Source organism: Intrasporangium sp., from assembly GCF_030452765.1.
In the GTDB taxonomy this organism is placed as follows: Bacteria; Actinomycetota; Actinomycetes; order Actinomycetales; family Dermatophilaceae; genus Intrasporangium_A.
In genome coordinates this window covers 1-24,173 of the sequence record NZ_JAKDLO010000011.1, presented here as the reverse complement: position 1 = coordinate 24,173, position 24,173 = coordinate 1, and the positions used below count along the sequence as shown (strand labels likewise).

20 protein-coding genes are annotated in these 24,173 nt (G+C 71.5%); 13 read left to right on the top strand and 7 right to left on the bottom strand.

Annotated features, from left to right (window positions below):
• Positions 1–15: 15 nt before the first annotated feature.
• A complete protein-coding gene (locus L0H79_RS02675; RefSeq protein ID WP_301482997.1) occupies positions 16–1,026 on the top strand; it encodes a polyprenyl synthetase family protein in 1,011 nt (336 codons plus the stop codon).
• A gap of 227 nt (positions 1,027–1,253) precedes the next feature.
• Here L0H79_RS02675 and L0H79_RS02670 read toward each other — a convergent pair whose 3' ends face one another.
• The 6 genes from L0H79_RS02670 to L0H79_RS02645 form a co-directional block, all read right to left on the bottom strand.
• Positions 1,254–2,657 (bottom strand): aspartate ammonia-lyase, encoded by a 1,404-nt coding sequence (locus L0H79_RS02670; protein ID WP_301482996.1) that lies wholly within the window; start codon positions 2,655–2,657, stop codon positions 1,254–1,256.
• A 76-nt stretch (positions 2,658–2,733) separates the two neighbouring features.
• Entirely contained in the window at positions 2,734–5,037 is a 2,304-nt protein-coding gene (locus L0H79_RS02665) for a glycoside hydrolase family 3 N-terminal domain-containing protein (RefSeq protein WP_301482995.1), read from the bottom strand.
• 1 nt (position 5,038) lies between these two features.
• The gene (locus L0H79_RS02660; protein ID WP_301482994.1) at positions 5,039–5,593 is read right to left on the bottom strand and encodes a hypothetical protein; all 555 of its coding nucleotides are present in this window, start codon (positions 5,591–5,593) and stop codon (positions 5,039–5,041) included.
• The gene (rarD, locus tag L0H79_RS02655) at positions 5,577–6,527 is read right to left on the bottom strand and encodes an EamA family transporter RarD (protein ID WP_301482993.1); all 951 of its coding nucleotides are present in this window, start codon (positions 6,525–6,527) and stop codon (positions 5,577–5,579) included. The genes L0H79_RS02660 and rarD overlap by 17 nt, the downstream gene beginning before the upstream one ends.
• A 44-nt stretch (positions 6,528–6,571) precedes the next feature.
• Complete coding sequence (locus L0H79_RS02650) at positions 6,572–7,594, bottom strand: 2-oxoacid:ferredoxin oxidoreductase subunit beta (RefSeq protein ID WP_301483014.1); 1,023 nt, start codon at positions 7,592–7,594, stop codon at positions 6,572–6,574.
• An 86-nt stretch (positions 7,595–7,680) separates the two neighbouring features.
• Entirely contained in the window at positions 7,681–9,540 is a 1,860-nt protein-coding gene (locus tag L0H79_RS02645; protein WP_301482992.1) for a 2-oxoacid:acceptor oxidoreductase subunit alpha, read from the bottom strand.
• 197 nt (positions 9,541–9,737) lie between these two features.
• On the opposite strand from L0H79_RS02645, the gene L0H79_RS02640 reads away from it, so the two are divergent.
• The 12 genes from L0H79_RS02640 to pepN all read left to right on the top strand — a co-directional run bounded on the left by L0H79_RS02640 (position 9,738) and on the right by pepN (position 22,740).
• Complete coding sequence (locus tag L0H79_RS02640) at positions 9,738–10,097, top strand: NADH-quinone oxidoreductase subunit A (protein WP_301482991.1); 360 nt, start codon at positions 9,738–9,740, stop codon at positions 10,095–10,097.
• Positions 10,097–10,696, top strand: a complete 600-nt coding sequence (locus tag L0H79_RS02635; protein ID WP_301482990.1) for an NADH-quinone oxidoreductase subunit B — start codon at positions 10,097–10,099, stop codon at positions 10,694–10,696. The genes L0H79_RS02640 and L0H79_RS02635 overlap by 1 nt, the downstream gene beginning before the upstream one ends.
• Positions 10,693–11,226, top strand: coding sequence for an NADH-quinone oxidoreductase subunit C (locus tag L0H79_RS02630; protein WP_301482989.1), 534 nt, complete (start codon positions 10,693–10,695; stop codon positions 11,224–11,226). The genes L0H79_RS02635 and L0H79_RS02630 overlap by 4 nt, the downstream gene beginning before the upstream one ends.
• Positions 11,223–12,188, top strand: coding sequence for a complex I subunit 1 family protein (locus L0H79_RS02625; protein WP_301482988.1), 966 nt, complete (start codon positions 11,223–11,225; stop codon positions 12,186–12,188). Before L0H79_RS02630 ends, L0H79_RS02625 begins: the two co-directional genes overlap by 4 nt.
• The gene (locus L0H79_RS02620; RefSeq protein ID WP_301482987.1) at positions 12,185–12,931 is read left to right on the top strand and encodes an NADH-quinone oxidoreductase subunit I; all 747 of its coding nucleotides are present in this window, start codon (positions 12,185–12,187) and stop codon (positions 12,929–12,931) included. Before L0H79_RS02625 ends, L0H79_RS02620 begins: the two co-directional genes overlap by 4 nt.
• On the top strand, positions 12,928–13,449 hold the full coding sequence (locus tag L0H79_RS02615) for an NADH-quinone oxidoreductase subunit J (protein WP_301482986.1): 522 nt from the start codon (positions 12,928–12,930) through the stop codon (positions 13,447–13,449). The genes L0H79_RS02620 and L0H79_RS02615 overlap by 4 nt, the downstream gene beginning before the upstream one ends.
• The gene (nuoK, locus tag L0H79_RS02610) at positions 13,446–13,835 is read left to right on the top strand and encodes an NADH-quinone oxidoreductase subunit NuoK (protein WP_301482985.1); all 390 of its coding nucleotides are present in this window, start codon (positions 13,446–13,448) and stop codon (positions 13,833–13,835) included. Before L0H79_RS02615 ends, nuoK begins: the two co-directional genes overlap by 4 nt.
• Positions 13,832–15,883 carry an NADH-quinone oxidoreductase subunit L gene (locus tag L0H79_RS02605; protein WP_301482984.1) on the top strand — a complete coding sequence of 684 codons (2,052 nt, stop codon included), beginning with the start codon at positions 13,832–13,834 and terminating at the stop codon, positions 15,881–15,883. The genes nuoK and L0H79_RS02605 overlap by 4 nt, the downstream gene beginning before the upstream one ends.
• Positions 15,874–17,361, top strand: coding sequence for a NuoM family protein (locus L0H79_RS02600; protein WP_301482983.1), 1,488 nt, complete (start codon positions 15,874–15,876; stop codon positions 17,359–17,361). The genes L0H79_RS02605 and L0H79_RS02600 overlap by 10 nt, the downstream gene beginning before the upstream one ends.
• Complete coding sequence (locus tag L0H79_RS02595) at positions 17,358–18,977, top strand: NADH-quinone oxidoreductase subunit N (protein WP_301482982.1); 1,620 nt, start codon at positions 17,358–17,360, stop codon at positions 18,975–18,977. The genes L0H79_RS02600 and L0H79_RS02595 overlap by 4 nt, the downstream gene beginning before the upstream one ends.
• A 302-nt stretch (positions 18,978–19,279) precedes the next feature.
• Positions 19,280–20,146: a zinc metalloprotease HtpX gene (gene htpX, locus L0H79_RS02590; RefSeq protein WP_301482981.1), complete on the top strand. Its 867-nt coding sequence runs from the start codon at positions 19,280–19,282 to the stop codon at positions 20,144–20,146.
• Positions 20,147–20,232: 86 nt separating this feature from the next.
• A complete protein-coding gene (gene pepN, locus L0H79_RS02585) occupies positions 20,233–22,740 on the top strand; it encodes an aminopeptidase N (RefSeq protein ID WP_301482980.1) in 2,508 nt (835 codons plus the stop codon).
• A 50-nt stretch (positions 22,741–22,790) separates the two neighbouring features.
• Here the strand turns inward: pepN and L0H79_RS02580 are convergent, their stop codons facing one another.
• A complete protein-coding gene (locus L0H79_RS02580) occupies positions 22,791–24,008 on the bottom strand; it encodes an AGE family epimerase/isomerase (RefSeq protein WP_301482979.1) in 1,218 nt (405 codons plus the stop codon).
• Between the last annotated feature and the right edge of the window lie 165 nt (positions 24,009–24,173).

Sequence of the window (24,173 nt, the reverse complement as noted above, 5' to 3'; positions counted from 1 at the left end):
GTTCGAGAGGTGTCCATGACGACGCAGACCACCCCGCCCATGCTGTCCATCCCCGGGGCGACGCCGGGGCTCACGGCGCGCCTCGAGGATGGGCTGAGCCGAGTGGACGCCTTCCTCGAGGAGGTCGTCGACCACGACGACCCCTTCATCGCCCAAGCGTCTGGACACCTCGCGGCCGCCGGCGGCAAACGGTTCCGGCCGTTGCTGACCCTCCTTGCCGCCGAGCTCGCGGGCGGCATCAACGACGCGGTCGTCAGGGCAGCCGCCGGTGTGGAGCTGACCCACCTCGCGTCGCTCTACCACGACGACGTCATGGACCAGGCCGACGTGCGCCGGGGCGTGCCGTCGGTCAACGCCGCGTTCGACAACTCCACCGCGATCCTCGTCGGCGACCTGCTGTTCGGCAAGGCCTCCGAGATCATCGCGCACCTCGGTGCGGAAGCCGTCCTCATCCAGGCACGCACCTTCATCCGGCTGTGCGCCGGCCAGATCCGTGACGACCGGCCCTGCCCGCCCGGGGTGGACCCGGTGGACTACTACCTGTCGGTGCTCGCCGACAAGACCGGCGCCCTGATCGCGACCGCAGGGCGCTACGGGGTGATGTTCAGCGGCGGCTCACCCGCGCTCGTGGAGATCATGCGCTCCTACGGCGAGAAGATCGGGATCGCCTTCCAGCTCGCCGACGACGTCATCGACATCGCCTCGGAGTCGGGGGAGTCGGGCAAGACCCCCGGCACGGACCTGCGCGAGGGGGTCGACACCCTCGCCGTGATCCGGGCTCGCGGCTCCCGCGACCCGGCCGACGCCCGCCTGCACGACCTGCTCGCTCGGGACCTGTCGCGCGACGACGCCGCCGTCGAGGAGGCGCTCGCCCTGCTGCGGGTGCACCCCGGACTGGTGATGGCCCGCGAGGAGACCTTTGCCGTGGCTCGGGACGCCCAGCGCCTGCTCGACCCGCTGCCGGACAGCTCTGCCAAGGCGGCCCTGCAGGCCCTTCCGATGAGCGTCGTCGACCGCGTCGGCTGACCCCTCCCCTCTCGTCGGCTGACCCCTCCCCCTCTGGGTGGCCGGGCGCCGCGACGTGGCGACAGCGCCGCGACAACTGCCCTCGTCGTCAGTTCTCGTGGTGGTTCAGGCCGGAATCCCTCGAGAACTGCGTTCGATGTCGCTTCTCGTGGGTCGGTCCACGATGGCCGGTGGAACCCGGGGGCCAGCGCCGTGCGGGTGGCCCCCGGTGCTGCACAGTGGACTGCTCAGCGCGCGGGCGGGCGGGTCATCGCGAGGACGTCGAGCGCCTCGTCGAGCTGCGCCTCCGTGAGCTTGCCGTCGGCGACGTGACCATCTTCGAGGACAACCTCACGGATCGTCTTGCGTTCCTTGATGGCTCGCTTGACGACGGCAGCCGCCGCCTCGTAGCCGATGTAGCGGTTGAGCGGCGTCACGATCGACGGTGAGCTCTCGGCGAGCTCGCGGGCGTGCTCGACCTCGGCGGTGATCCCGTCGACGCACCGGTCGGCGAGCAGCCGCGACGTAGCGGCGAGCAGGCGGATCGACTCGAGGATGTTCTTCGCGAGCACGGGCAGCATGACGTTCAGCTCGAAGTTGCCTGCCGCGCCCGCCGTCGTGACCGTCACGTCGTTGCCGATCACCTGCGCACAGGCCATCAGGGTCGCCTCACAGATGACCGGGTTGACCTTGCCCGGCATGATGCTCGAGCCGGGCTGCAGGTCCGGCAGGTGGATCTCACCGAGGCCGGTGCGCGGGCCCGAGGACATCCACCGCAGGTCGTTGCAGATCTTCGTCAGGCTGACGGCGACGACCTTGACGGCCCCGGACAGCTCGACGACCGCGTCCTGGGCCGACTGGGCCTCGAAGTGGTCCTGCGCCTCGACGAAGGAGATCCCGCTCGCCTCGGCGACCTTGGCGATGACCGCGGCTGCGAAACCCGGAGCCGCGTTGAGCCCGGTCCCCGCGGCAGTCCCGCCGAGCGGCAGCTCGCTCGTCGCCTCGGCGGCGCGGGCCACTCGCGCCCGCCCGAGCTCGACCTGGCGCTGGTAGCCGCCGAGCTCCTGCCCGACGGTCACCGGCACGGCGTCCATGAGGTGGGTGCGGCCGGACTTGACGACGTCGACGAACTCGGTCGCCTTGCGGCCCAGGGACGCAGCGAGATGCTCGAGAGCCGGCACGAGATCGCCGAGAGCCGCCTGGGTCGCGGCGATCCGCAGCGCGCTGGGGAAGGTGTCGTTGCTCGACTGGCCCATGTTGACGTGGTCGTTCGGGTGGACCTGCAGGTCGCTCTGCAGGTGCGCGAGCCGGGCGACCACCTCGTTGACGTTCATGTTCGTCGAGGTGCCCGAACCCGTCTGGAAGACGTCGATCGGGAAGTGCTCGTCGTGCTGTCCCTTCGCGACCTCGTCGGCGGCCGCGCTGATCGCGTCGGCGCGCTCCCGGTCGAGGCCGCCGAGCTCGGCGTTGACCTGCGCGGCGGCTGACTTGAGGCGTGCCAGCGCGTGCACGACCTCGGGCGGGACGCCCTGCCCGCTGATCGGGAAGTTCTCTACCGCGCGGGCGGTCTGCGCGCCCCAGAGGGCGGAGGCCGGGACCTGCACCTCACCCATCGAGTCGTGTTCGGTCCTGGTCTCCGCTGGTTCGCTCATGCCCCCATCATGCCCTTCAACCTTCGGATGACGGCTGATGAGGACCCTGCCCCGCAGCCCCCGCTGCCCCCCGGACTCACCGGTTGCCGTAGCGGGCCAGCAGCGCGTCCAGGTCATCGAGCGTGATCGCGTCGCTCATGCCCATGAGCGGGACCTTGACCACGGGCATCGCCATGAGGAAGGCGGCCGTCATCGGGTCGGGGCTGTCCGGCCCGAACGTGGCCGCGAAGTCGCCCATCGCATGGCTGAGCGCGGGCCCGGCCTCGGGGTGCTCCATCCATTCGCGGATGGTCGAGTGGTCGTTCAGGGGCCGGCGCAGGACCGGCGCCTCGAGCTGGGTGGTGGCCCGGAGGGGGAGGTCTCGCGACGACGAGCCGACCGACACGACGAGGATGCCCGGCTCGAGCGCCCAGCCGTGGGTCCCGACATCCCAGTGGCTGAGGTCGCGCCGGGTCAGGGCGAACTCGACTCGACGGGACTGCCCCGGTGCGAGCTCGACCCGGTCGAACCCTCGCAGCTCGCGGGGGGCCCGAGCGATCGCCGAGTGCGGCCGGCCGACGTAGAGCTGCGGGACCGCCACGCCGTCGCGTCCGCCGGTGTTCGTCACGACGGCGGCTACCCGGACGACGACGTCATGCTCGGCCGTCTCGGCGGTGACCGGAGCGGCGGTGACGTCGAGCTCGGTGTAGTCGAAGCTCGTGTAGGTCAGGCCGTGCCCGAACGGGTAGGAGACCGGCGCCTCTATGGCGTCCAGCCCGCGGTAGCCGATGAAGATCCGCTCGCCGTAGTGCACGGAGCCGTCCTCACCCGGGAAGTTGAGCTGGGCGGGCACGTCGGCAAGGCGTTCCGGCATGGACTCGGCGAGGTGGCCGGACGGTGCGGCGTCGCCGAGCAGCAGGCCCACGGCGGCGCTGCCACCGGCCTGTCCACCGAGCCAGAGCTCGAGGATGGCGTCCGCCTGCTCTTCCCAGTCGGCCACGGCGACGGCGGAGCCGTTGGAGAGCAGCACGACGACGTGGTCGGCCACCTCGGCGACCGCCCGGAGCAGGGAGACGTGGCTGACTGGCAGGTCCAGGTGCTCGCGGTCGTAGCCCTCTGACTCGTCGGCAGCAGGAAGGCCGAGGAAGAGCACGGCTGTGCGGCCGGTGGCCAGCAGGGCCGCCTCGCGCCGCAGGTCCTCGTCGGAGCGGTCCGGCTCGGGCTCGTCCGCCGCCTCGGCCAGGCGGTAACCAGGGGCGAACGGCACCTGCAGCCCCCGCTCGGCGAGCGCGTCGAGCGCGCTGACGAGCCGGGACGGGTTGACGTGGGAGGACCCGGCACCCTGGTAGCGCGGCGTGCGGGCCATCTCGCCGATGACCACGGCCGTGCTCTCGAGCGTTGCCCCCTCGAGCGGCAGCACGCCATCGTTCTTCAGGAGCACCGCGGTCCGGGTGGCCACCTCGTGGGCCAGCGCGTGGTTGGCCTCGATGTCGAACGACGCCGGCTCGGAACCCGCCTGCCGGGAACGCGCGACCAGGGTCAGCACCCGGGTCACGGCAGCATCGAGGTCCGCCTCGTCGAGCGAGCCCGACCGGACCGCCTCGACGATCCTCGCGTCGTTGACGCCTCTCGAGGACGGCATCTCCAGGTCGAGCCCGGCAGCCACGCCGGCGACCCGGTCGTCGACGGCGCCCCAGTCGGAGACGACCAGGCCCTCGAAGCCCCACTCGTCGCGCAGCACCTCGGTCAGCAGCCATGGGTCCTGCGAGGCGTACGTGCCGTTGATCTTGTTGTAGGAGCACATGACGGTCCAGGGGTGGGAGCGCGTGACCACCGTCTCGAACGCCGGAAGGTAGATCTCGCGGAGGGTGCGTTCGTCGACCTCGACGGAGACCCGCATGCGGTCGGTCTCCTGGTTGTTGGCCGCGAAGTGCTTGAGCGACGTGCCGACGCCGTGGGACTGGACACCGGTGACCAGGGGTGCGGCCAGCTCACCGGTGAGGTAAGGGTCCTCGGAGAGGTACTCGAAGTTGCGCCCGCACAGCGGACTGCGCTTGATGTTGATGCCCGGCCCGAGCAGGACGGCGACGTCGTTGGCCAGGGTCTCGGCACCGAGCGCTTCGCCGACCCGGTGGAGCAGGTCCCGGTCCCAGGTCGAGCCGAGCCCGGCCGCGGAGGGGAAGCAGGTGGCCGGGACCGAGTCGTTCAGGCCCAGGTGGTCGGTCTCGCCGGCCTGCTTGCGCAGCCCGTGCGGGCCGTCCGTGAGCATGACTGCCGGGATCCCGAGCCGCTGCACCTCTTGGGTGTGCCAGAAGTCGGATCCCGAGCAGAGCGAGGCCTTCTCCTCGAGGGTCAGCTCGGCGACGAGCCCTGGGATGTCGGACAGGGACAGGTCGGTCATGTCAGCGCACCTTCTTGATCGGGACGATGGCAGCGGCGCCGAGCACCGCGACGATGCCGGCGACGAGGAAGAGCAGGGTGTAGTTCGTGCCAGAGCCGGATCCTATGCCGAGCACTGCGACGATGCAGGTGACTCCGGCGCCACTCTCGCAGAGAGCCCAACCGCCTGCAACGACGGCGCCTTGGCATCGTAGGGCCTGCAGCCCGGCTGGCCCGAGCGACGCAGGGCTGACTCGATCTGCGAAGAGCGCTGCGTCCCACCGATCACGAGACAAGCTGAGCATGGGCCCGCCTCGCAAGGTCAGGTCACCTGTCATGTCGCGGACCGGTATGCCGCCGTGCGTGACAGCCGCGTTCGCGGTGACATGAATCGTGACCTGACTGGTGATGTGCAGGTCCGGATGGCGGTGACGCGAGCGAGCTGGGCCAGGAGCCCCGAACGGCTCTGCTATGAACCGGGTCCCGAACGGCGGCGCGTCCCGAACGGCGGCGCGTCCCGAACGGCGGCGCGCCGGGACGCACCCAGGCAGCCGCAGCGCGTCAGCGGGGGCAGTCATCCACGGGGATGTCGCGCTCCTCGGTGCGGGAGCCTCGCAGGCTGAGCAGCGAGTCGGCGGTCAGCAGGATGAGCGCGACCCAGACGATCGCGAAGCCGATCCAGCGCTCGGTCGGCATGTGCTCGCCGAGCAGCAGCACGGCGCAGAGCAGCTGCAGCACCGGCGTGACGAACTGGATCAGCCCGATCGACACGAGCGGGATGCGCCGGGCTGCAGCGGCGAAGCAGAGCAGCGGGAGCGCCGTCGCGACGCCTGCGCCGACGAGCAGCCAGGTGTGCAACGGGCCGTACCCGCCGAAGGTCAGGTCGCCCTGGCGACCCAGCACGAGCAGGATGACCGCCGCGGCGGGGGCCAGCACGATGGTCTCGACGGTCAACCCGTGCAGCGCGGGCAGGGTCGCCCCGAGCTTCTTCTTGATCAGGCCGTAGAGCGCGAACGAGAAGGCGAGGGTGAGCGCCACGTACGGCACGTGCCCGCCGGCTATGGCGAGGAAGAGCCCGGCCACGACACCGATGCCGACGGCGGCCCACTGCAGCACCCGCAGCCGTTCACCGAGCACGACGACCCCGAGCGCGACCGTCACGAGCGGGTTGAGGAAGTAGCCGAGCGCCGCCTCACTCGTGTGCCCGGACAGGACCGCCGCAACGTAGACGAGCCAGTTCGTCGCGATGAACACCCCAGCGAGGACAAGGCCACCGAGCAGCCGTCGGTCGCGGAAGATCGGCCCGAGCCAGCGCCAGTCCCGGGTCACGAGCAGGACGAGCGCGCAGAAGGCGAGGGTCCACAGGATCCGGTGCGACAGGATCTCCCATGGCCCCGCGGGGGTCAGGGCATCGAAGTAGAGCGGGAAGAACCCCCAGAGGCCATAGGCGGTGAAGCCGAGGACGGTTCCCCACCCGGTCTCCGAGAGACCACCGCCGAACCTGGCGCGCACCCCCCGTGGGGGACTCAGGGTCGGGGACGCCGGTCGGCCCGACGTCACGCGCTCACGGTCCAGGGATCCTGTCCGGCGAGGAGGGCATCGATGTCCGCATCGGTCACCGGAGCTGTCTGCGCCGCCGCGACCTGCTCGCGCACGGCGTCGTCGTAGGTGCGCCGCGTCACGTTCCGGAAGATCCCCATCGGCACGTGCGTCATGTCAGGGGTGTCGAGCCGCGAGAGCGCGTAGGCGGTCGACGGGTCGGCCGCCTCGGGGTGGTGCACGACGATGCGTGCGGGGTCGGCCTGCTCGCGCGGCACGAGACGTATGCCGCTCACCTCGTCCCAGATGGCCACCTGGTCTCCCAGCGTGACCTCCTGGCCTGCCTCCAGGTGGATGATCCGGGCCTGCGCCGAGGTCCGGTCCTTGAGGACCTCGAAGGCCCCGTCGTTGAAGATCGGGCAGTTCTGGTAAATCTCGATGAGCGCGGACCCACGGTGGTCCGCGGCGGCCTGCAGCACCGAGGTCAGGTGCTTGCGGTCGTTGTCGAGGGTGCGGGCCACGAAGCCGGCATCGGCCCCGAGGGCGAGGGAGACCGGGTTGAACGGCTGGTCGACCGACCCGAGCGGCGTCGACTTGGTCACCTGCCCGACGCGCGAGGTGGGGGAGTACTGGCCCTTGGTCAGGCCGTAGATCTCGTTGTTGAACAGCAGGATCTTGAGGTTGACGTTGCGGCGCATCGCGTGGATGAGGTGGTTGCCCCCGATCGAGAGCGAGTCGCCGTCGCCGGTGATGACCCAGACCGACAGGTCCTCGCGGCTCGTCGCGAGCCCGGTCGCGATCGCCGGAGCACGGCCGTGGATCGAGTGCATGCCATACGTGTCGAGGTAGTACGGGAAGCGGGACGAGCAGCCGATGCCGGAGATGAAGACGATGTTCTCGCGCTTGAGACCGAGCTGGGGCAGCAGGCCCTGGATCGCCGCGAGGATGACGTAGTCGCCACAACCGGGGCACCAGCGCACCTCCTGGTCGGAGGTGAAGTCCTTCTTGCCGAGGGACTCACCTTCGGCCAGCCGCGGCACCCTGGCCGTGCCGGACTCGGCCGAGCCGGGCGTGGGACCGGGGCCGACAGGGGTGGTCTGGACGGTTTCGTCGGTGGTCACGGCACCTACTCCTTGACTGCGCGCGCGATGACGTCGGCCAGCTCCGTCGCAGGGAACGGGAGCCCGCGCACGGCCGTGTGGGACTGGATGTCGACGAGGAACCTCGCGCGCAACAGCATCGCGAGCTGGCCGAGGTTCATCTCGGGGACGATGACATGGTCGTAGGCCCGCAGCACGTCGCCGGTGTTGGCGGGCAGCGGGGCGAGGTGGTGCAGGTGGGCCTGGGCCACCTTGGTCCCGAGTGCTCGGGCCAGCCGGACGCCGGCGGCGATCGGGCCGTAGGTCGATCCCCAGCCGAGTACGAGCAGCCGCGCACCGCCGGTCGGGTCCTCGACCTGCAGGTCGGGCACGCGGATGCCGTCGATCTTGGCCTGGCGCAGGCGCACCATGTGGTCGTGGTTGTCGGGGTCGTAGGAGATGTTGCCGGTGACGTCGGCCTTCTCGATGCCGCCGACGCGGTGCTCGAGCCCTGGGGTGCCCGGGACGGCCCACTGTCGGGCCAGGGTCTCGGGGTCCCGTAGGTAGGGGTGGAAGACCGGCGTGCCGTCCGCGTTCGCGCCGTTGGGCTCGGTCGCGAACTCGACCCGCAGGTCGGGCAGGTCGGCCGTCCTCGGGACCTGCCACGGCTCGGACCCGTTGGCGAGGTAGCCGTCGGACAGCACGATGACCGGGGTGCGGTAGGTGGTCGCGATCCGTACCGCCTCGAGGGCGATGTCGAAGCAGTCGCCGGGGGTCGCCGGGGCGAGCACAGCCACGGGCGACTCGCCGTTGCGCCCGAAGAGGGCCTGGAGCAGGTCGGCCTGCTCGGTCTTGGTCGGCAGGCCGGTCGAGGGTCCGCCCCGCTGGATGTCGCACACGACGAGCGGAAGCTCGAGCGAGACCGCGAGGCCGATCGTCTCGGCCTTGAGGGCCAGCCCCGGCCCCGAGGTCGTGGTGACGCCGAGGGCACCTCCGAAGCTCGCGCCGAGCGCCGCGCCGACGCCGGCGATCTCGTCCTCGGCCTGCATGGTCGTCACGCCGTAGCGCTTGAGGCCCGAGAGCGTGTGCAGGATGTCGGAGGCCGGGGTGATCGGGTACGAGCCGAGGAAGAGCCGCAGCCCCGCCTTGTGTGCGGCGGTGACCAGGCCGAGGGCGAGGGCGACGTTGCCGGTGATGTTGCGGTAGGTCCCGGCCGGCATCGCGGCGGGCGCGACCTCGTAGGCGTTGGCGAAGTCCTCGGTCGTCTCGCCGTAGTTGTAGCCGGCCCGCAGCGCAGTGAGGTTGGCGGCGAGGATCTCGGGCTGCCCGGCGAACTTCGCCTTGAGGAACAGCTCGGTGCCCTCCATGGGCCGCGTGTAGAGCCAGGAGAGCAGCCCGAGGGCGAACATGTTCTTCGCCCGCTCCTTCTCCTTGCGGGTCAGGCCCTCGAACCCGGTCAGCGCCTCGACCGTGATGGACGTCAGGGCGACGGGGTGCACGTCGTAGCTCTCGAGCGTGCCGTCCTCGAGCGGGTTCGTCGGGTAGCCGACCTTGGCCAGGTTGCGCTTGGTGAACTCGTCGGTGTTGACGATGAGGGTGGCGCCGCGTGGCAGGTCGGGCAGGTTGGCCATGAGCGCCGCGGGGTTCATCGCGACGAGGACGTCCGGGGCGTCGCCGGGCGTCAGGACCGCGTGGTCGGCGAAATGCAGCTGGAAGCTCGACACCCCAGGCAGGGTCCCCTGCGGCGCGCGGATCTCGGCGGGGAAGTTCGGCAGCGTCGACAGGTCGTTGCCGAGCAGGGCCGTCTGCGAGGTGAACCGGTCGCCGGTGAGCTGCATACCATCACCGGAGTCACCGGCGAACCGGATGATGACGCGATCGAGCCGCTTGACCGTTGTGGTGCTCATGCTGGCGATGTCCTCGTCGTTCTCGTGGGTCCTTTCCATCGTAGAACGTGCGGTGCAGACCGAGTGGGAGATCCCCACCACGTGGGACGGCGCGCCGCGCGTGCCGTCGTGATCGGCGGTTCGCCCTGATCCACCGCAGCGCGGAATCCCGGCCGGGCTGAGCGGCATCCTGGCCTGTGGTGGCTAGGCTGACGAACATGTCCGGGTACATCGTCGTGGCGGCGGTCCTCGGCGCGGGTGTGCTGCTCGTCACCGCGGCGATGCTCGCCCGGAGCCTGCTCGCGCCGCGTGCGCCGGTCCCGGCGAAGCTGACGACCTACGAGTCCGGAGTCGACCCGGTGGGCGAGGGCTGGGCCCAGACGAAGGTGCGCTACTTCGTCTTCGCGTTCCTCTATGTCATCTTCGCCGTCGACGCGGTCTACCTGTACCCGTGGGCGACGATCATCCGCGATGCAGACCTCGGCCTCGCGAGCCTCGTCGAGATGGGCATCTTCATCGCCGTCGTCGTGCTCGGCCTGGCCCACGCCGCCCGCCGCGGCCTGCTGAGGTGGGTGTGATGCCCGTCGACCTGCCGATGCCGCGGGTCGGCCCGCTCGCCGAGCACGCCCCGCGCCCGATCAAGGTCGTGCTCAACTGGGGGCGGCGCTACTCCCTGTGGGTCTTCAACTTCGGCCTCGCGTGTTGTGCCATCGAGTTCATCGCGACCTCGATGGGCAGCCACGACTTCATCCGGCTCGGCGTCATCCCGTTCGCGCCGGGCCCCCGGCAGGCCGACCTGATGGTCGTCTCCGGCACCGTCACCGACAAGATGGCGCCGGCGATCCGGCGGCTCTACGACCAGATGCCCGAGCCGAAGTACGTCATCTCCTTCGGCGCCTGCTCCAACTCCGGCGGCCCCTACTGGGACTCCTACTGCGTGACGAAGGGCGTCGACCAGATCATCCCCGTCGACGTCTACGTGCCCGGCTGCCCGCCGCGCCCGGAGGCTCTGCTGCAAGGGATCATCCGCCTGCAGGAGAAGATCGCCGCCGAGTCGCTCTCGGGTGCCGCCCTGCGACGCAAGTATGCCGCTCACCGCACCCCCAGCGCCGCCGAGCTGAGCCGCCCGCTCCTTCTCGACGCGAGGCACGGGCCGGCCGGGCAGGTGGCCCGGTGAAGGTCACCCAGGCCGTCGAGATCCCACTCGCCGAGTGGGTCTCGAGCGTGGGCGACCACGTGTCGCAAGGCTTCTCGTACTTCGACTGGCTCACCGCAGTCGATCAGACCGACGCGACGGACGAGCCCGGCTTCGACGTCGTCGTCCACCTGCTCGACGTCACTGCACCCGAACGGCTGCGCTCCGTGCTGCTGCGCACCCGGGTCCCGGACGGGGCAGCGGTCGCGTCGTTGACCCCGGTCTTCCACGGCGCCGCCTGGCACGAGCGGGAGACCCACGAGATGTTCGGGATCGACTTCGCCGGGTTCGACGACGGCACGGGGCTGGGTCTGCGCCCGCTGCTGCTCCCGGACGGGTTCGAGGGGACTCCGCTGCGCAAGTCGTTCATGCTTGCGGCTCGCGCGAGCAAGCCCTGGCCCGGCGCCAAGGAGCCCGGGGAAGGGCATGGCGAGGGGCTCCGCAGCGGCGCTCCGTCGCGGCGCCGGGTCCAGGCACCGGGGGTCCCGCCGCCCGAGTGGGGCCCGCGATGAGCGGGCTCACCTGGCTCGAGGTCGTGCTGCGGGCGGTCGCCGTCCTCGCCGCCTTCCTCGTCCTGCCCCTGCTCGTCGGGCAGACCGAGCACAAGGTGATGGCACACATGCAGGGCCGGCTCGGGCCGATGTACGCCGGTGGGTTCCACGGCTGGGCCCAGCTGCTCGCCGACGGGATCAAGTTCGTGCAGAAGGAGGACGTCGTCCCGGCCCGTGCCGACCGGTCGGCCTTCCGGCTGGCCCCCGGTGTCGCGCTCGTGCCCTACCTCGTGGCGCTCGCGGTGATTCCCCTGGCTCCGGGCGTCGTCGGCGCGAAGGTCGACGCGAGCGCGCTGCTCGTCCTGGCCGTCATCGGGGTCGGCATCATCGGCACGCTCATGGCCGGTTGGGCCTCGGCGAACAAGTACTCCCTGCTCGGGGCGATGCGGGCCGCCGCCCAGCTGGTGTCCTACGAGCTGCCCATGGTCCTGGTCGTCGCCTCGGTCGCCCTCGCCGCCGGCACGCTCTCGCTCGTCGGGATCGCGCAGGCGTGGACCCCCTGGTGGCTGCTCTGGCAGCTGCCCGGTGCGCTCGTCTTCTTCGTCGCCGGGCTCGCCGAGCTGCAGCGGGTCCCGTTCGACATGCCGGTCGCCGACTCCGAGATCGTCTTCGGCCCCTATACCGAGTACACCGGCCTGCGCTTCGCGTTCTTCCTGCTCGCCGAGTACGCCGGGATCGTCGTCATGGCGCTCCTGTTCGCCGTGCTGTTCCTCGGTGGCTGGGCCGGCCCGTGGGCCGCGACCGTCGGGTGGCTCTGGACCCTGCTCAAGGGCCTGGTCCTCGCCGTCGTCGTCATCTGGTTCCGCGTGTCGTGGCCGCGCCTGCGCGAGGACCAGCTGCAGCGCCTCGCCTGGGTGTGGCTCGTCCCGATCGCCCTGCTCCAGCTGGCGGTCACAGCGGTGGGAGTGGTGATGATGCGATGACCGGCAACCTCGACAGACCGGATCCCGACGACCTGGAACGGCCGGTCGTCGACCTCTCCCCGCCCGGGGGCGCTCCCTCGAAGGTGAAGGGCGGCGAGCCGGACGGCGGGCGCGGGGGGAGCGGACTGAGCGGCATACTCCCCGGGATCGTGCAGGGGCTCGCGACGACCGCGCGCACGATGACCCGCCACACGCACACGGCGGAGTACCCCGACGTCCGCCCGCAGCTGCCGCCACGCAGCCGCGGCGTCATCGCGCTGCTCGACGAGAACTGCACCTCGTGCATGCTCTGTGCCCGTGAGTGTCCCGACTGGTGCATCTACATCGACTCGCACAAGGAGGAGCTACCCCCGACGACCGAGGGCGGCCGCGCCCGGCAGCGCAACGTCCTCGACCGGTTCGCCATCGACTACTCGCTGTGCATGTACTGCGGCATCTGCGTGGAGGTGTGCCCGTTCGACGCGCTCTTCTGGAGCCCCGAGTTCGAGTACGCCGAGCTCGACATCCACGACCTGCTCCACGAGAAGCCGCGGCTCAGCCAGTGGATGGCCACCGTCCCGGCCCCGCCTGCTCTCGACCCCGGCAGCGCCGACCCGGCCGAGGTGACCGCGGCCGCGAAACCGGCCCGACCTGCCCGGCCGGTCCGAGGGGAGCGCGCCCCGGGCCCCGGCCGCCCGTCCCGTCCGCCGCGCGCCGATCCGCAGCAGACGCCTCCCGTCCCGCCCGCGGACGGTGACGTGTGACGACACGGGACATCGTCTTCGTCGTCGTCGGCGTCATCACCGCCCTGTCCGGGCTGCTCGCCGTCTCCACCCGTCACGTCGTCCACGCGGCCCTGTGGCTGCTCGTCTGCCTCGGCTCGCTCGCCGGCTGCTACATCGTGCTCGGGCAGGAGCTCGTCGGGATCGTGCAGCTGCTCGTCTACGTCGGGGCGATCGTCGTGCTCGTCCTGTTCGCCCTCATGCTGACCCGGGCGCCGATCGGCCCGCAGCCCGACATCGACGCACCGGTGTGGCAGCGGGTCGTCGCGGCCCTGCTCGGTGCGGCCACGACCGCGCTCGTCGCCGCCGCCACCCTACCGGTCATCGGTCAGCAGTCCGTCGACCTCGACACCCCGGTCGTGACGACCCAGCAGATCGCGTCGGCCATCTTCGGCACGTGGGTCTGGCCGTTCGAGCTGCTCTCCGTGCTGCTGCTCGTCGCGCTGGTCGGTGCCTTCGCCGTCTCGCGGGTCGTCCTGGCCAGGAGGTCCCGGTCGTGATCCACCTGCAGTGGCCCGTCATGCTCGCCGCGGTCCTCGCCGGCCTGGGCGTCTACGGCGTCATCGCGCGCCGCAACGCGGTCCTCGTGCTCATCGGCGTCGAGCTCATCCTCAACGCGGCGAACCTGCTGCTCGTCACCGCCGGGTCCCGGCCGGACGCGCCGTTGGCCGCCGGTTCGGTCGTGACGCTCTTCGTCGTCACGATCGCCGCCGCCGAGATCAGCATCGCACTCGCGGTCATCCTGGTGATGTTCCGCCGCTTCGGGCACATCGACCTCACGGCCGTGCCCGACCTCACCAAGGGAGCCCCCGAGCACACCGAGCGCGACCCAACCGACCGAACCGACCCGGCCGCTCTTGCCGCCGAGGAGGTGAGCGAGCCATGACGTGGGTCGTGCGCCTCGTCGTGCTCGTGCCGGCCCTGGCCGGGCTCGCCGGGCTGCTGCTCGCCCGGTCCCGGCCGGCCGCTCAGCGCATCGCGGTCGGGGCGGCCGTCGCGACGACGGTGCTGGCCCTGATCCAGTGGGTCGCACCGCTGGGCACCGGCGACATCGACACCTTCGGTGCCCTGCCGCTGGGTGACCTCAGCGCGCCGCTGCACCTGCTCTCCGACGAGCTGTCGGGGCTCATCGGATTCGTCGTCGCGTTCGTCGTCCTCACGATCCAGGCCTACACCGTCTGGTACCTGCGCGAGGATGCCCGCTACCCCCAGTTCGCCGCCGGGGTCTCGCTCTTCGCGGCGGGCATGCTCCTGCTCGTCCAGTCCGCAGACCTCGTCCTGACCCTCGTCGGCTGGGAGATCATGGGCTGGTGCTCGTGGCTGCTCATCGGCCACGACAGCGAGCGAGCGGCGGCCCGGCGGGCGGCATACAAGGCCTTCATGGTCACCCGCATCGCCGACATCGCGATGGTCGTGGGCCTCATCACGTTGTCGGTCCGCGCCCGCAGCACCGACCTGTTCGCCGTCCTCACCGAGCCGGGCCGGACCGGCCTGCTGACCTTCGGCCTGGTCTGCGTCGTGTTCGGGATCGCCGGCAAGTCCGGCCTGGTGCCGTTCCACGACTGGCTCCCCGACGCGATGGAGGGCCCGACGCCCGTGTCCGCGCTCATCCACGCGGCGACGATGGTCGCGGCGGGCAGCTATGTCATCGCGCGCCTGTTCAGCCTCTATGCCGGCAACGACGCGGCCCGCACCGTCCTCGCGGTGCTGGCCGCGATCACGATGGTGTATGCCGCTGCCCTCGCCTTCGCGCAGAGCGACCTCAAGCGGCTGCTCGCCTACTCCACGCTGAGCCAGGTGGCGATCATGCTGTCCGCGCTCGCGGCGGCCCCGGCGGCGTTCGGCGTCGGCCCGGGGATGGGGCACCTGGTCGGGCACGCGTTCTTCAAGGCGCTGCTCTTCCTCGGCGGCGGGTGGCTCGCCGTGATCGCGGGCTCGACCGCGCTCGCGCCGATGGCTGGGCACGTGCGCTCCGGCGTCGTGCTGCGGTGGGGGATGGCGATCGGGTTCGCCGCGCTGGCCGGGGTGCCGCCGCTCGTCGGCTTCTTCACCAAGGACACCGTCATCGACGCGGCACTCGAGGGCGCGGCCGACGGGGCCGGGTTTCGGGCCTGGGTCGTCGTGGTGGCCCTGTTCGCCACGGTGCTGCTGACCGCCGCCTACTGCACTCGCGCGTGGCTCGTCCTCGCGAACGGACCCCAGCCCGCGCGCCGGCCCGCGAACGGAGCGCTCGAGGTCGAACGGGTCGGTGCCCCGGCCGGCTCGGTCACGAACAGCCGGCTCGCTGGTGTGGCCTGGTCGCCTGACGGGGCCGTCGTGGCGGCTGGGACGGAACGCCCACCCGAGCAGACGAGCGCGGGCGAACCCGATCCGGAGCTGGTCGACGAGACGCCGCCGGCGCCTTCCGAGCATCGGCCGTCGGTGCAGGTCGCCCCCTGGCGGGGCTGGTGGTCGGACACCGAGCTGCTGGCGTTGCTGCGCACGGCCTCCGTCGCGGCGCTCGCCGCGGGGAGCGTGCTCGGGACACTGCTCCTGCTCACCCTGCCCGGGAGTATCCACGTCGGCTGGCTCTCCGCAGTCGTCTCCGTGCTGCTGATCGCCGGGGCCGCCTGGGCGGTGTGGGTGGTCGCGCGGCGCGGGCAGCGCGACGCCGCGGACGTGCTGCCGCAGCCCGTGCGGGCCGCCGCGGTCGCCGGGCTGGGCGCCGACACGGCATACGCCGCCTTCGGCCGGGCCGTCGTCGCGACGGCCCGGCTCGTCGTCTTCCTCGACCGTGACGTGCTCGATGCCTACCCACGGGCCTTCGCGGCGACGACCCGTGCCGTGGGCCGGGCGGGGCAGCGGACCCACCGGGCGGTGCCCTCGCTCGGCCTCATCGGGGTCGTCGCGGGTGTCGTCGTCGTCGCGGTCCTGGGGGTGACGGTATGGCGGTGACGATCCTCGTGCTGGTGCCGCTCGTCGCGGCGATCCTGTTGCTCGCGATGCCGCCGGTCTCGGGAGCCGACCGCGCTGTCGCGCTCGTCGCCTCGGTTGCCACCGCGGGGCTCGCCGTCGTCGTCTCGGCACTGCGGCTCGAGGTCGACGTCATGTGGATCCGGGCCCTCGGCATCCGGTGGCACCTGGCACCGGATGGCATCTCGATCGCGCTCATCCTGCTGACCGTGCTGCTCACCGTCGGCATCGTCCTGCACACCCTGCACGGGCCGCCCCCCGAGGGGGGCACCCGCTCGACCCTGCTCGGCTGCGTCCTGCTCGTCGAGGCCGGTGCCCTGGGAACCTTCCTGGCCCGCGACGCGCTGCTGTTCTTCGTCGCCTTCGAGGTCGTCCTCGTGCCGATGTGGGTGCTCATCCGCCGGTTCGGCGACCATCACCGCACCGACGCCGTGCGCGCCGACGCCGCCGGGCGGTTCATCTTCTTCACCGTGCTCGGCTCGACACTCATGCTCGTCGGCATCCTCTTCCTCGTCTACCACCAGGGCAGCTCCGACCTCGGGGTGCTCGCCGCGGCCCACGGCAGTGGCATGCCCCACGGTGTGCAGCTCGCTGTCGCCGCGCTGCTCCTGGCCGGTCTCGGCATCAAGGTGCCGATCTGGCCGCTGCACACGTGGCTGCCCGCGGCGCACACGATCGCCCCGACGGCGGGCTCGGTACTGCTTGCCGCGGTGCTGCTCAAGATGGGCACCTACGGCATCGTCCGGCTCGCCGTCGCCACCGTGCCCGACGGGGTGGCCACGCTCTCGCCCGTGCTCGCCGTGCTCGGCGTCGTCGGGATCGTCTGGGGAGGCCTCGCCTGTCTCGTCGAGCGCGACCTCAAGCGGCTGGTCGCCTACTCGTCCGTGGCGCACATGGGTTTCGTCGTGCTCGCCCTTGCCTCCGGGAGCCACACCGGCCTGCAGGCGGCGCTCTTCGGCAACATCGCCCACGGCGTCGTCGCGTCGCTGCTCTTCTTCGTCGTCGGCGACCTCAAGGAACAGTGGGGGTCGGCCGACCTTGCTGTCGCGCGGGTGGCCTTGCGCGACACGGCTCCCCGATTCGGGCTCCCCTTGGTGTTCGGGTTCGCCGCGGCGCTCGGCCTGCCCGGTCTGGTCAGCTTCTGGGGGGAGTTCCTCGCCCTGTACGCCGCGTGGTTCCCGGCGCCCGGGCGCCCCGTCGCGCTCCTGCGGGTCTGTGTCGTTCTCGGTGCCGTCGGGTTGGCCATCGCGGCCGGCTACGCGGTGCGCGTCATCCGGATCGTCTGGGCGGGGGAGGGCAGCGACCCGGCTGCATCCCCGGTGCGCGACCTGCGCGGGGCCCGGCGCGCAGTCGTGGTCGCGCTCGTCGGCGCCACCGTCGTGCTCGGTGTCGGACCCCAGCTGTTGCTGCACCTGTCGAACGCCGACGCGGCCGGGCTGCTCGAGGCGGTGCGCCGATGACCGGTCTCGCCATCGACGTCGTCACCCTGCTGCCCGCGCTGATCCCTCTCGCAGGGGTGCTCGTCGTGCTCGTCGCGGACCTCGTCGTGCCCCGGCTCAGAGGCCTGCCGTATGCCGTCGCCGCCGTCGCGTCGCTCGGTGCCGCTGGTGCCGCCATCCCGGGCGTCGCCGCCGGCGCCGGTACGGTCCGCACCACGTTCTGCCTGAGCGCGGGCTGGTTCTCGCCGGGCGGAGGGTCGTTCTCCTACACGCCCGGGGAGGCGTCGCCGTACACCTCGGCCATGGCCGCGTCGGAGTGCCTGTGGCGAGCCGGCGCGCTGGGCAGCAGCCTGCAGCTCGGAGCCGGGCTCGCCGCCGCGGTGTGCCTCGCGCTCGCCTGGCCCGTGGCGCGGGCTCGCCCCGCGGAGAGCACCCGGGAGCCCATCGAGGCGATCCTGTTCCTCACCGCCCTGACCGGCACCGTCGTCGTGGCCGCGAGCCGCGACATCGGCACCTGGCTGGTCGCCCTCGAGCTCGCGACCCTGCCCGTCATCGCCCTCGTCGCGCTGACCGGCACCCGCGCGGCGCTCGCCGGGGCGATGCAGCTGCTCGTCACCTCGCTCGTCTCCTTCGCCCTGCTCGCCGTCGGGGCGGCGCTCTGGTTCCTCGCGACCGGCGCCCCCTTCTTCAGCCCCGACGCGGCGCTCGCGGCCGGGCAGGTCCCAGCCGGCACCGTCGCCGCCGCTGCGCCGGCGCCCTCCGTCGCGCTGCTGTCCCTCTCGCTCGTGCTCGTCCTGGCCGGGCTCGGGTTCAAGCTCTCACTCGTGCCGTTCCACGCATGGACACCGACGGCCTACGCGGGGTCAACCCCCGCGGTCGCGACCTTCCTGGCCACCGTCTCGAAGATCGGTGCGCTGGCTGCGCTGCTCGTGCTCGTCCAGGCGCTGAGCGGCCTCGGCACTCCCGGCCTGCTCGCCGTCGCGGTCCTCTCCGCCGTGACGATGACGCTCGGCAACGTCATGGCACTGCGCCAGGACGACGTGGTGCGGTTGCTCGCCTGGTCGACGGTGGCCCAGGCCGGCTGGGTCATCCTGCCGCTCGTCAGCATCTCGGCGCTCGGGCAGCGGTCCGCCGGCATCTACCTGCTCACGTATGTCGCCGCCACCCTCGTGGCGTTCGCCGTCGTCGCCCGCACCGTGCAGGAGGTCGGGGCGCGCGGACGCGGGATGGCGGCATACGCGGGCCTGTGGTTGCGTAGTCCGTGGCGAGCCGGCGCGCTGGCCCTGGCCCTGACCTCCCTGGCGGGGCTGCCGCCCGGGGTCATCGGGCTCGTCGGCAAGATCGTCGCGTTCCGGCCGGTCATCGTCGAGGGGTGGGTCTGGCTCGCGCTCGTCGCCGCCGGCAACGCCGTCCTCGGGGTCGCGGTCTACCTGCGTTGGCTGCGCCCGGTGCTCAACCCGAGCGAGGCCGAGACGGGCAGCGCCCCGGTGGAGCCAGCGGCCGCGGGCCAGGCCGGGCCCAGTGCCGTTCTGGCGGGCCGGCGGCTCGCGATCACGGTTGCGCTCGTCGCGAGCGTCCTCGTCCTGCTCGCCGTGAGCATCCAACCGCAGCTCCTGCTCGGTCTGTTCGGCACCTGAGATCGACAGTGCAGTACTCCGGATCGACAGTGCAGCACTCCGGATCGACAGTGCTGTACTCCGGATCGACAGTGCAGCACTGAGCCCACGGAGGCGACGCCTGCTGACCCCTACTTTCGGGGGGACGGCCGACACGCGCACGCTCGATCACGAGATCTGCACTCTCGATGCCGGGAAGTGCACTCTCGATGCCGGGATGTGCACTCTCGATGCGAAGGCCTGCACTCTCGATGCGAAGGCCTGCACTCTCGATGCCGAGGAAGGCCGCGGAACGGGCCGCGTTGGTCGAACGTTCAACGGGCATGCGACATCACTTCAACGGGCTGAAGACCGCTGCCCTCTTCGGCGCCATCTGGGTGCTGCTGCTCGGTCTCGGCTCGCTGATCGGGGGCGGCCGCTACATCTGGCTCTTCGCTCTGATCGGCGTCGGGACCACCGCCTACGGCTACTGGAACTCGGACAAGCTCGCGATCCGGGCGATGCACGCCTATCCCGTCTCCGAGGCGCAGGCGCCGGCGATGTACCGCATCGTCCGCGAGCTGTCCACGGCCGCCGGCAAGCCGATGCCGCGCCTCTACGTCTCGCCGACCCAGGCGCCGAACGCCTTTGCGACCGGGCGCAGCCCGAAGCACGCCGCGGTCTGCTGCACCGAGGGCATCCTCCAGTTGCTTGACGAGCGAGAGCTGCGGGGGGTGCTCGGCCACGAGCTCATGCACGTCTACAACCGCGACATCCTGACCAGCTCGGTCGCGGCCGCGATCGCCGGGGTCATCACCGCCATAGGGCAGATGCTCATGTTCTTCGGCATGTTCGGCGGCGGGTCCGACGAGGACCGCGCCAACCCGATCGCCCTGCTGGCGATGAGCCTGCTCGCGCCGTTCGCGGCGATGATGATCCAGATGGCGATCAGCCGCACCCGCGAGTACGACGCGGACGAGGACGGCGCACGGCTGACGGGTGACCCGCTGGCACTCGCGTCCGCGCTGCGCAAGCTCGAGTATGGCGTCCAGCGCGCCCCGCTCGCCCCGCAGCAGAACATCGTGAACGCGAGCCACATGATGATCGCCAACCCGTTCCGGGCCCAGGACGTCTCCCGGCTCTTCGCCACTCACCCGCCGATGGACCAGCGGATCTCGCGGCTCGAGGGCATGGTGGGCCGACCGGAGTGAGGATCCGACCGAGCGCCGGCGAGGTCGTCCACAATCCTGCGTTACTCGTACGCCGCGGTGTCCAGCCATCTGGCAGGCTCGCCTTCATGCGCAGTCTGACCTTGGCTGAGGCGCACGAACGCTCCGCGCTCATCGACGTCGTCTCGTATGCCGTCCACCTCGATCTCGACCGCGGCTCCGAGGTCTTCGGCTCGGTCGCGAAGATCCACTTCACGTGCGATACGCCGGGTGCCGACAGCTGGGTCGACCTCAGGGCGCGCGAGGTCGCCTCGATCCGCCTCAACGGCCGTGACCTCGACCCCGCCACTGTCGTCGACGGCCGGCTGCCCCTGCCGGCTCTCGCCGCCGAGAACGAGGTGGTCGTCGATGCCGTCATGGGCTACAGCCACGACGGGCAGGGGCTGCACCGGGCCACCGATCCTGCCGACGGGCAGGACTATGTCTACGGACACCTCTTCCTCGCTGCCGCCCCGCGCGTCTTCGCCTGCTTCGACCAGCCCGACCTCAAGGCGCCTTACGACGTCACGGTGCGCACGCCCCGACAGTGGTCCGTCATCGGCAACGGCGCGGCCACCGAGACCGCGCCGGGGGAGTGGGTGCTCGCGACGACGAAGCCGCTCGCGACCTACTTCGTGACCGTCTGCGCCGGGCCCTGGGCGTCCGTGCGAGACGAGCACGACGGCATACCTCTCGGCATTCACTCCCGCCAGTCGCTGAGGAAACCGCTCGAGCGGCACGCGACCGAGATCTTCGCCGTGACGCGGCAGTCGTTCGACTACTTTCACAGCCTCTTCGACATCCGCTACCCGTTCGGCGCCTACGAGCAGGTGTTCGTGCCGGAGTTCAACGCCGGCGCGATGGAGAACCCGGGCTGTGTCGTCCTGCGCGACCAGTACATCTACCGGGGTGCGGCCACGCGCGACGAGCTGCTCACCCGCGCCAACACCATCGCGCACGAGCTGTCCCATATGTGGTTCGGCGACCTCGTCACGATGAAGTGGTGGGACGACCTCTGGCTCAACGAGTCGTTCGCCGAGTACATGTCGCACCGCTGCCTCGTCGACGCGACGGAGTACACGGACGCGTGGGTCGACTCGTCGATCGTGCGCAAGGTGTGGGGGTATGGCGCCGAGCGCTCGCCGTCGACCCACCCCGTGGCCGGCGTCGAGGCGCTCGACGCAATGAGCGCGCTGCAGAACTTCGACGGCATCTCCTACGCCAAGGGCGCCGCGGCACTGCGGCAGCTGATCGCCTACGCCGGCGACGACCGGTTCATCGCCGGGGTCCGGTCGTACCTGTCCGTCAACGCGTACGGCAACGGCACCCTCGCCGACTTCCTCGCCGCGATCCAGCTCGGTAGTGGCAAGGACCTCGATGCGTGGGCCAAGGCCTGGCTGCTCACCGCCGGCCGCGACACGATCGCCGTCGACCTGAGCGTGCAGGACCTCCGCGTCGTCGCGGCGAGGATGACCCGCGAGGCACCGATGGCGTTCCCGGCCGACCGGCCGCACGCCCTCGACGTCGCGGGATGGACCGACGGCGAGCAGACCGCCCGGGTCATGGCGACGATCACCACCGCGCAGACATCGCTCGACGGCCTCGTCGGGACACCTGCGCCCGCGGTGCTCGTCCCGAACGCGGCGGACCTGACCTGGGCGCGAGTCGTCCTGTCGGACGCGACGATCAGCGCGCTGCCCGCCCAGCTCGGCCAGGTTCCCGACGCCCAGGCTCGCGCCGTGCTCTGGTCCGCGCTCGTCGACGGCGTGCACACGGCCGCGATGCCACCATCCCTGGTTCTCGACGTCTTCGAAGCGGCCTGGGCCGGTGAGCCGAACTCGTCGATCCAGACCCGGGCGGCCGCCTACGCCGAGCAGGTCGTCATCGGGGTGTTCCTCCCGCGGGGGGAGCGGGCGGTGGCCCGCAGCAGGCTCGCCGCGGTCGGTGTGTCGCTGCTCGAGTCCGCCGAGGCCGGCTCGACGGCATCGCTGGCTGCCGCGCGGCTCGTCGCGGGCACGAGTGACGACCAGGACCTGCTGCGCGGATGGGCCACCGGACATGGCCTGCCGGCCGGGCTCGAGGACGACGGCGACTTCAGGTGGATCGTCGTGCGCAAGCTCGCCTGCCGGGGGGCTCTGTCGGACGGGGACATCGAGCGCTTCCGCGAGACGGACGACACCCTGCAGGGATCGCTCAACGCGCTCATGTGCCGCGCGAGCCGCCCCGACCCGCAGGCCAAGGTGTGGGCGTGGGAGCAGCTCACCGGTCGACACGGTCGGTCGAACTACGAGATGAACCACCTTGCCAGGGGCTTCTGGTCCGCGCCTGACGACGAGCTCGTCGAGCCGTATGTCGCACGGTACTTCGCCGACGTTCCGGCCATGTCCGCGTGGGTGGGTGAGGACGCTGTCGCCCAGGTTGTCACCCTCGCCTTTCCCCAGGTCCACACCGCGCGGACGGCCCGACTCAGTGCCGCGACGTTGGGGCGCGAGGACCTCACCCCTGCGGTGCGCCGCTCGCTCGTCGACGCCGACCACGAGCTGCGCGAGGTTCTCGCGTCGCGGGACGCGTTCCGCACATCAGGTCGGGGCTGCTGAGGTCGACCGGACGGCGCGGCCGCCCAGCCTGCTACACCGCCCGGCGTGTTTCACCAGCCGCCCTTGGCCGCGCCGATGAAGCTGGCGGCCGGTGGTAGCAGCGGCAGGATCGTGGCCTGGTAGGCGTGGTAGACGTCCGGCCGGCCGGACCACACCCTGCTCGAGGGACGGTTCTGCGCGTCGAGCTCGTGTCGCCACGACCCGTCGCGCTCATCGACCAGGTACCGGCGCGCGTATGCCCACCACCGGTCCAGGTCGCCCGCGCAGGCGCTCTCACCCGTGTCCCGCAGCAGGGTCCACGCGGCGGCGATCGCCTCGGCCACCACCCAGTGCATCCGTTCACGCACCACCGGCCGGTCCTGGAAGTCGGTCGTGTACACGAAGCCGGGCGCCCCGTCCACGGCCCAGCCGTGCTCGACACCGGCACGGTACAGGTGGCCCGCGGCGGCCAGCAGCCACCCGGGAGCCTCGGACCCGAGCGCGGTCCGCGCGTGCAGGGCCAGCCGCGACCACTCGAACAGGTGCCCGATCGTGACCCCATAAGGACGGAACGGGTCGGCGGGCTGCTCGATGTTGTAGCCCAGCACCGGGCGCCACCGCTCGTCGAAGTGCTCCGGCAGCCGCCAGCCGTGCTCCCGCGCGAACCCGTCCACGACCCGAGCCAGGATGCGCACCGCCCGCTCGAGCCAGACCCGCTCACCGGTGACCTCGGCCGCGGCCAGGAACGCCTCCACGGTATGCATGTTCGCGTTGACCCCCCGGTAGGGGTCCAGCACCGTCCAGTCGGCGTCCCACACGTCGGCGACCAGGCCCTGCTGCTCGTCCCAGAAACGCTCCAGCACCACGCCCAGGGCCTGCTCGAGCAGCCCCGGCCCGTCCGGGTGGCCGGCACCGGTGGCCGAGGCCGCGGCGAGCACGACGAAGGCGTGGGCGTAGCCCTCCTTGACCCGACCGTCCGGGCCGGCCGTGGAGAACCACCCGCCGTGCCGCGGGTCTCGCAGCAGCGAGGTCAGCGCTGCCACGCCACGGTCGACGAACTCGGGCGCCGAGACGTCCCCGTGCAGGGCCGCCAACGCGAACACATGCGTCATCCGGCAGGTGACCCACGTCTCGACAGGACGACCCGGCACCAGCCGGGCCGCCTCGTCGAGCCAGCCGAAGCCGCCACCCGGGTCCGCGGAGCCCTTGGCGACAGCCACCAGACGCGCCGCCTCAGCCTCAAGACGCGCCCGCTCGTCGGCTGACACCGCAGCCGGAGTCTGCGTCACGGCGTCCTCCTCGGGGTTCAGCGGCTGCGAGCCGGTCGGCTCGCGTGTCCGAAGTCTGGCAGAGGGACGCGAACAGATGGGCGCTTCCAACGCTGGTGTCTGGCAGCACCGACAAGAACCTGCCCACCACTCCCGTTCTTTCCGTCGAGATCCTCTCCCCGAGCA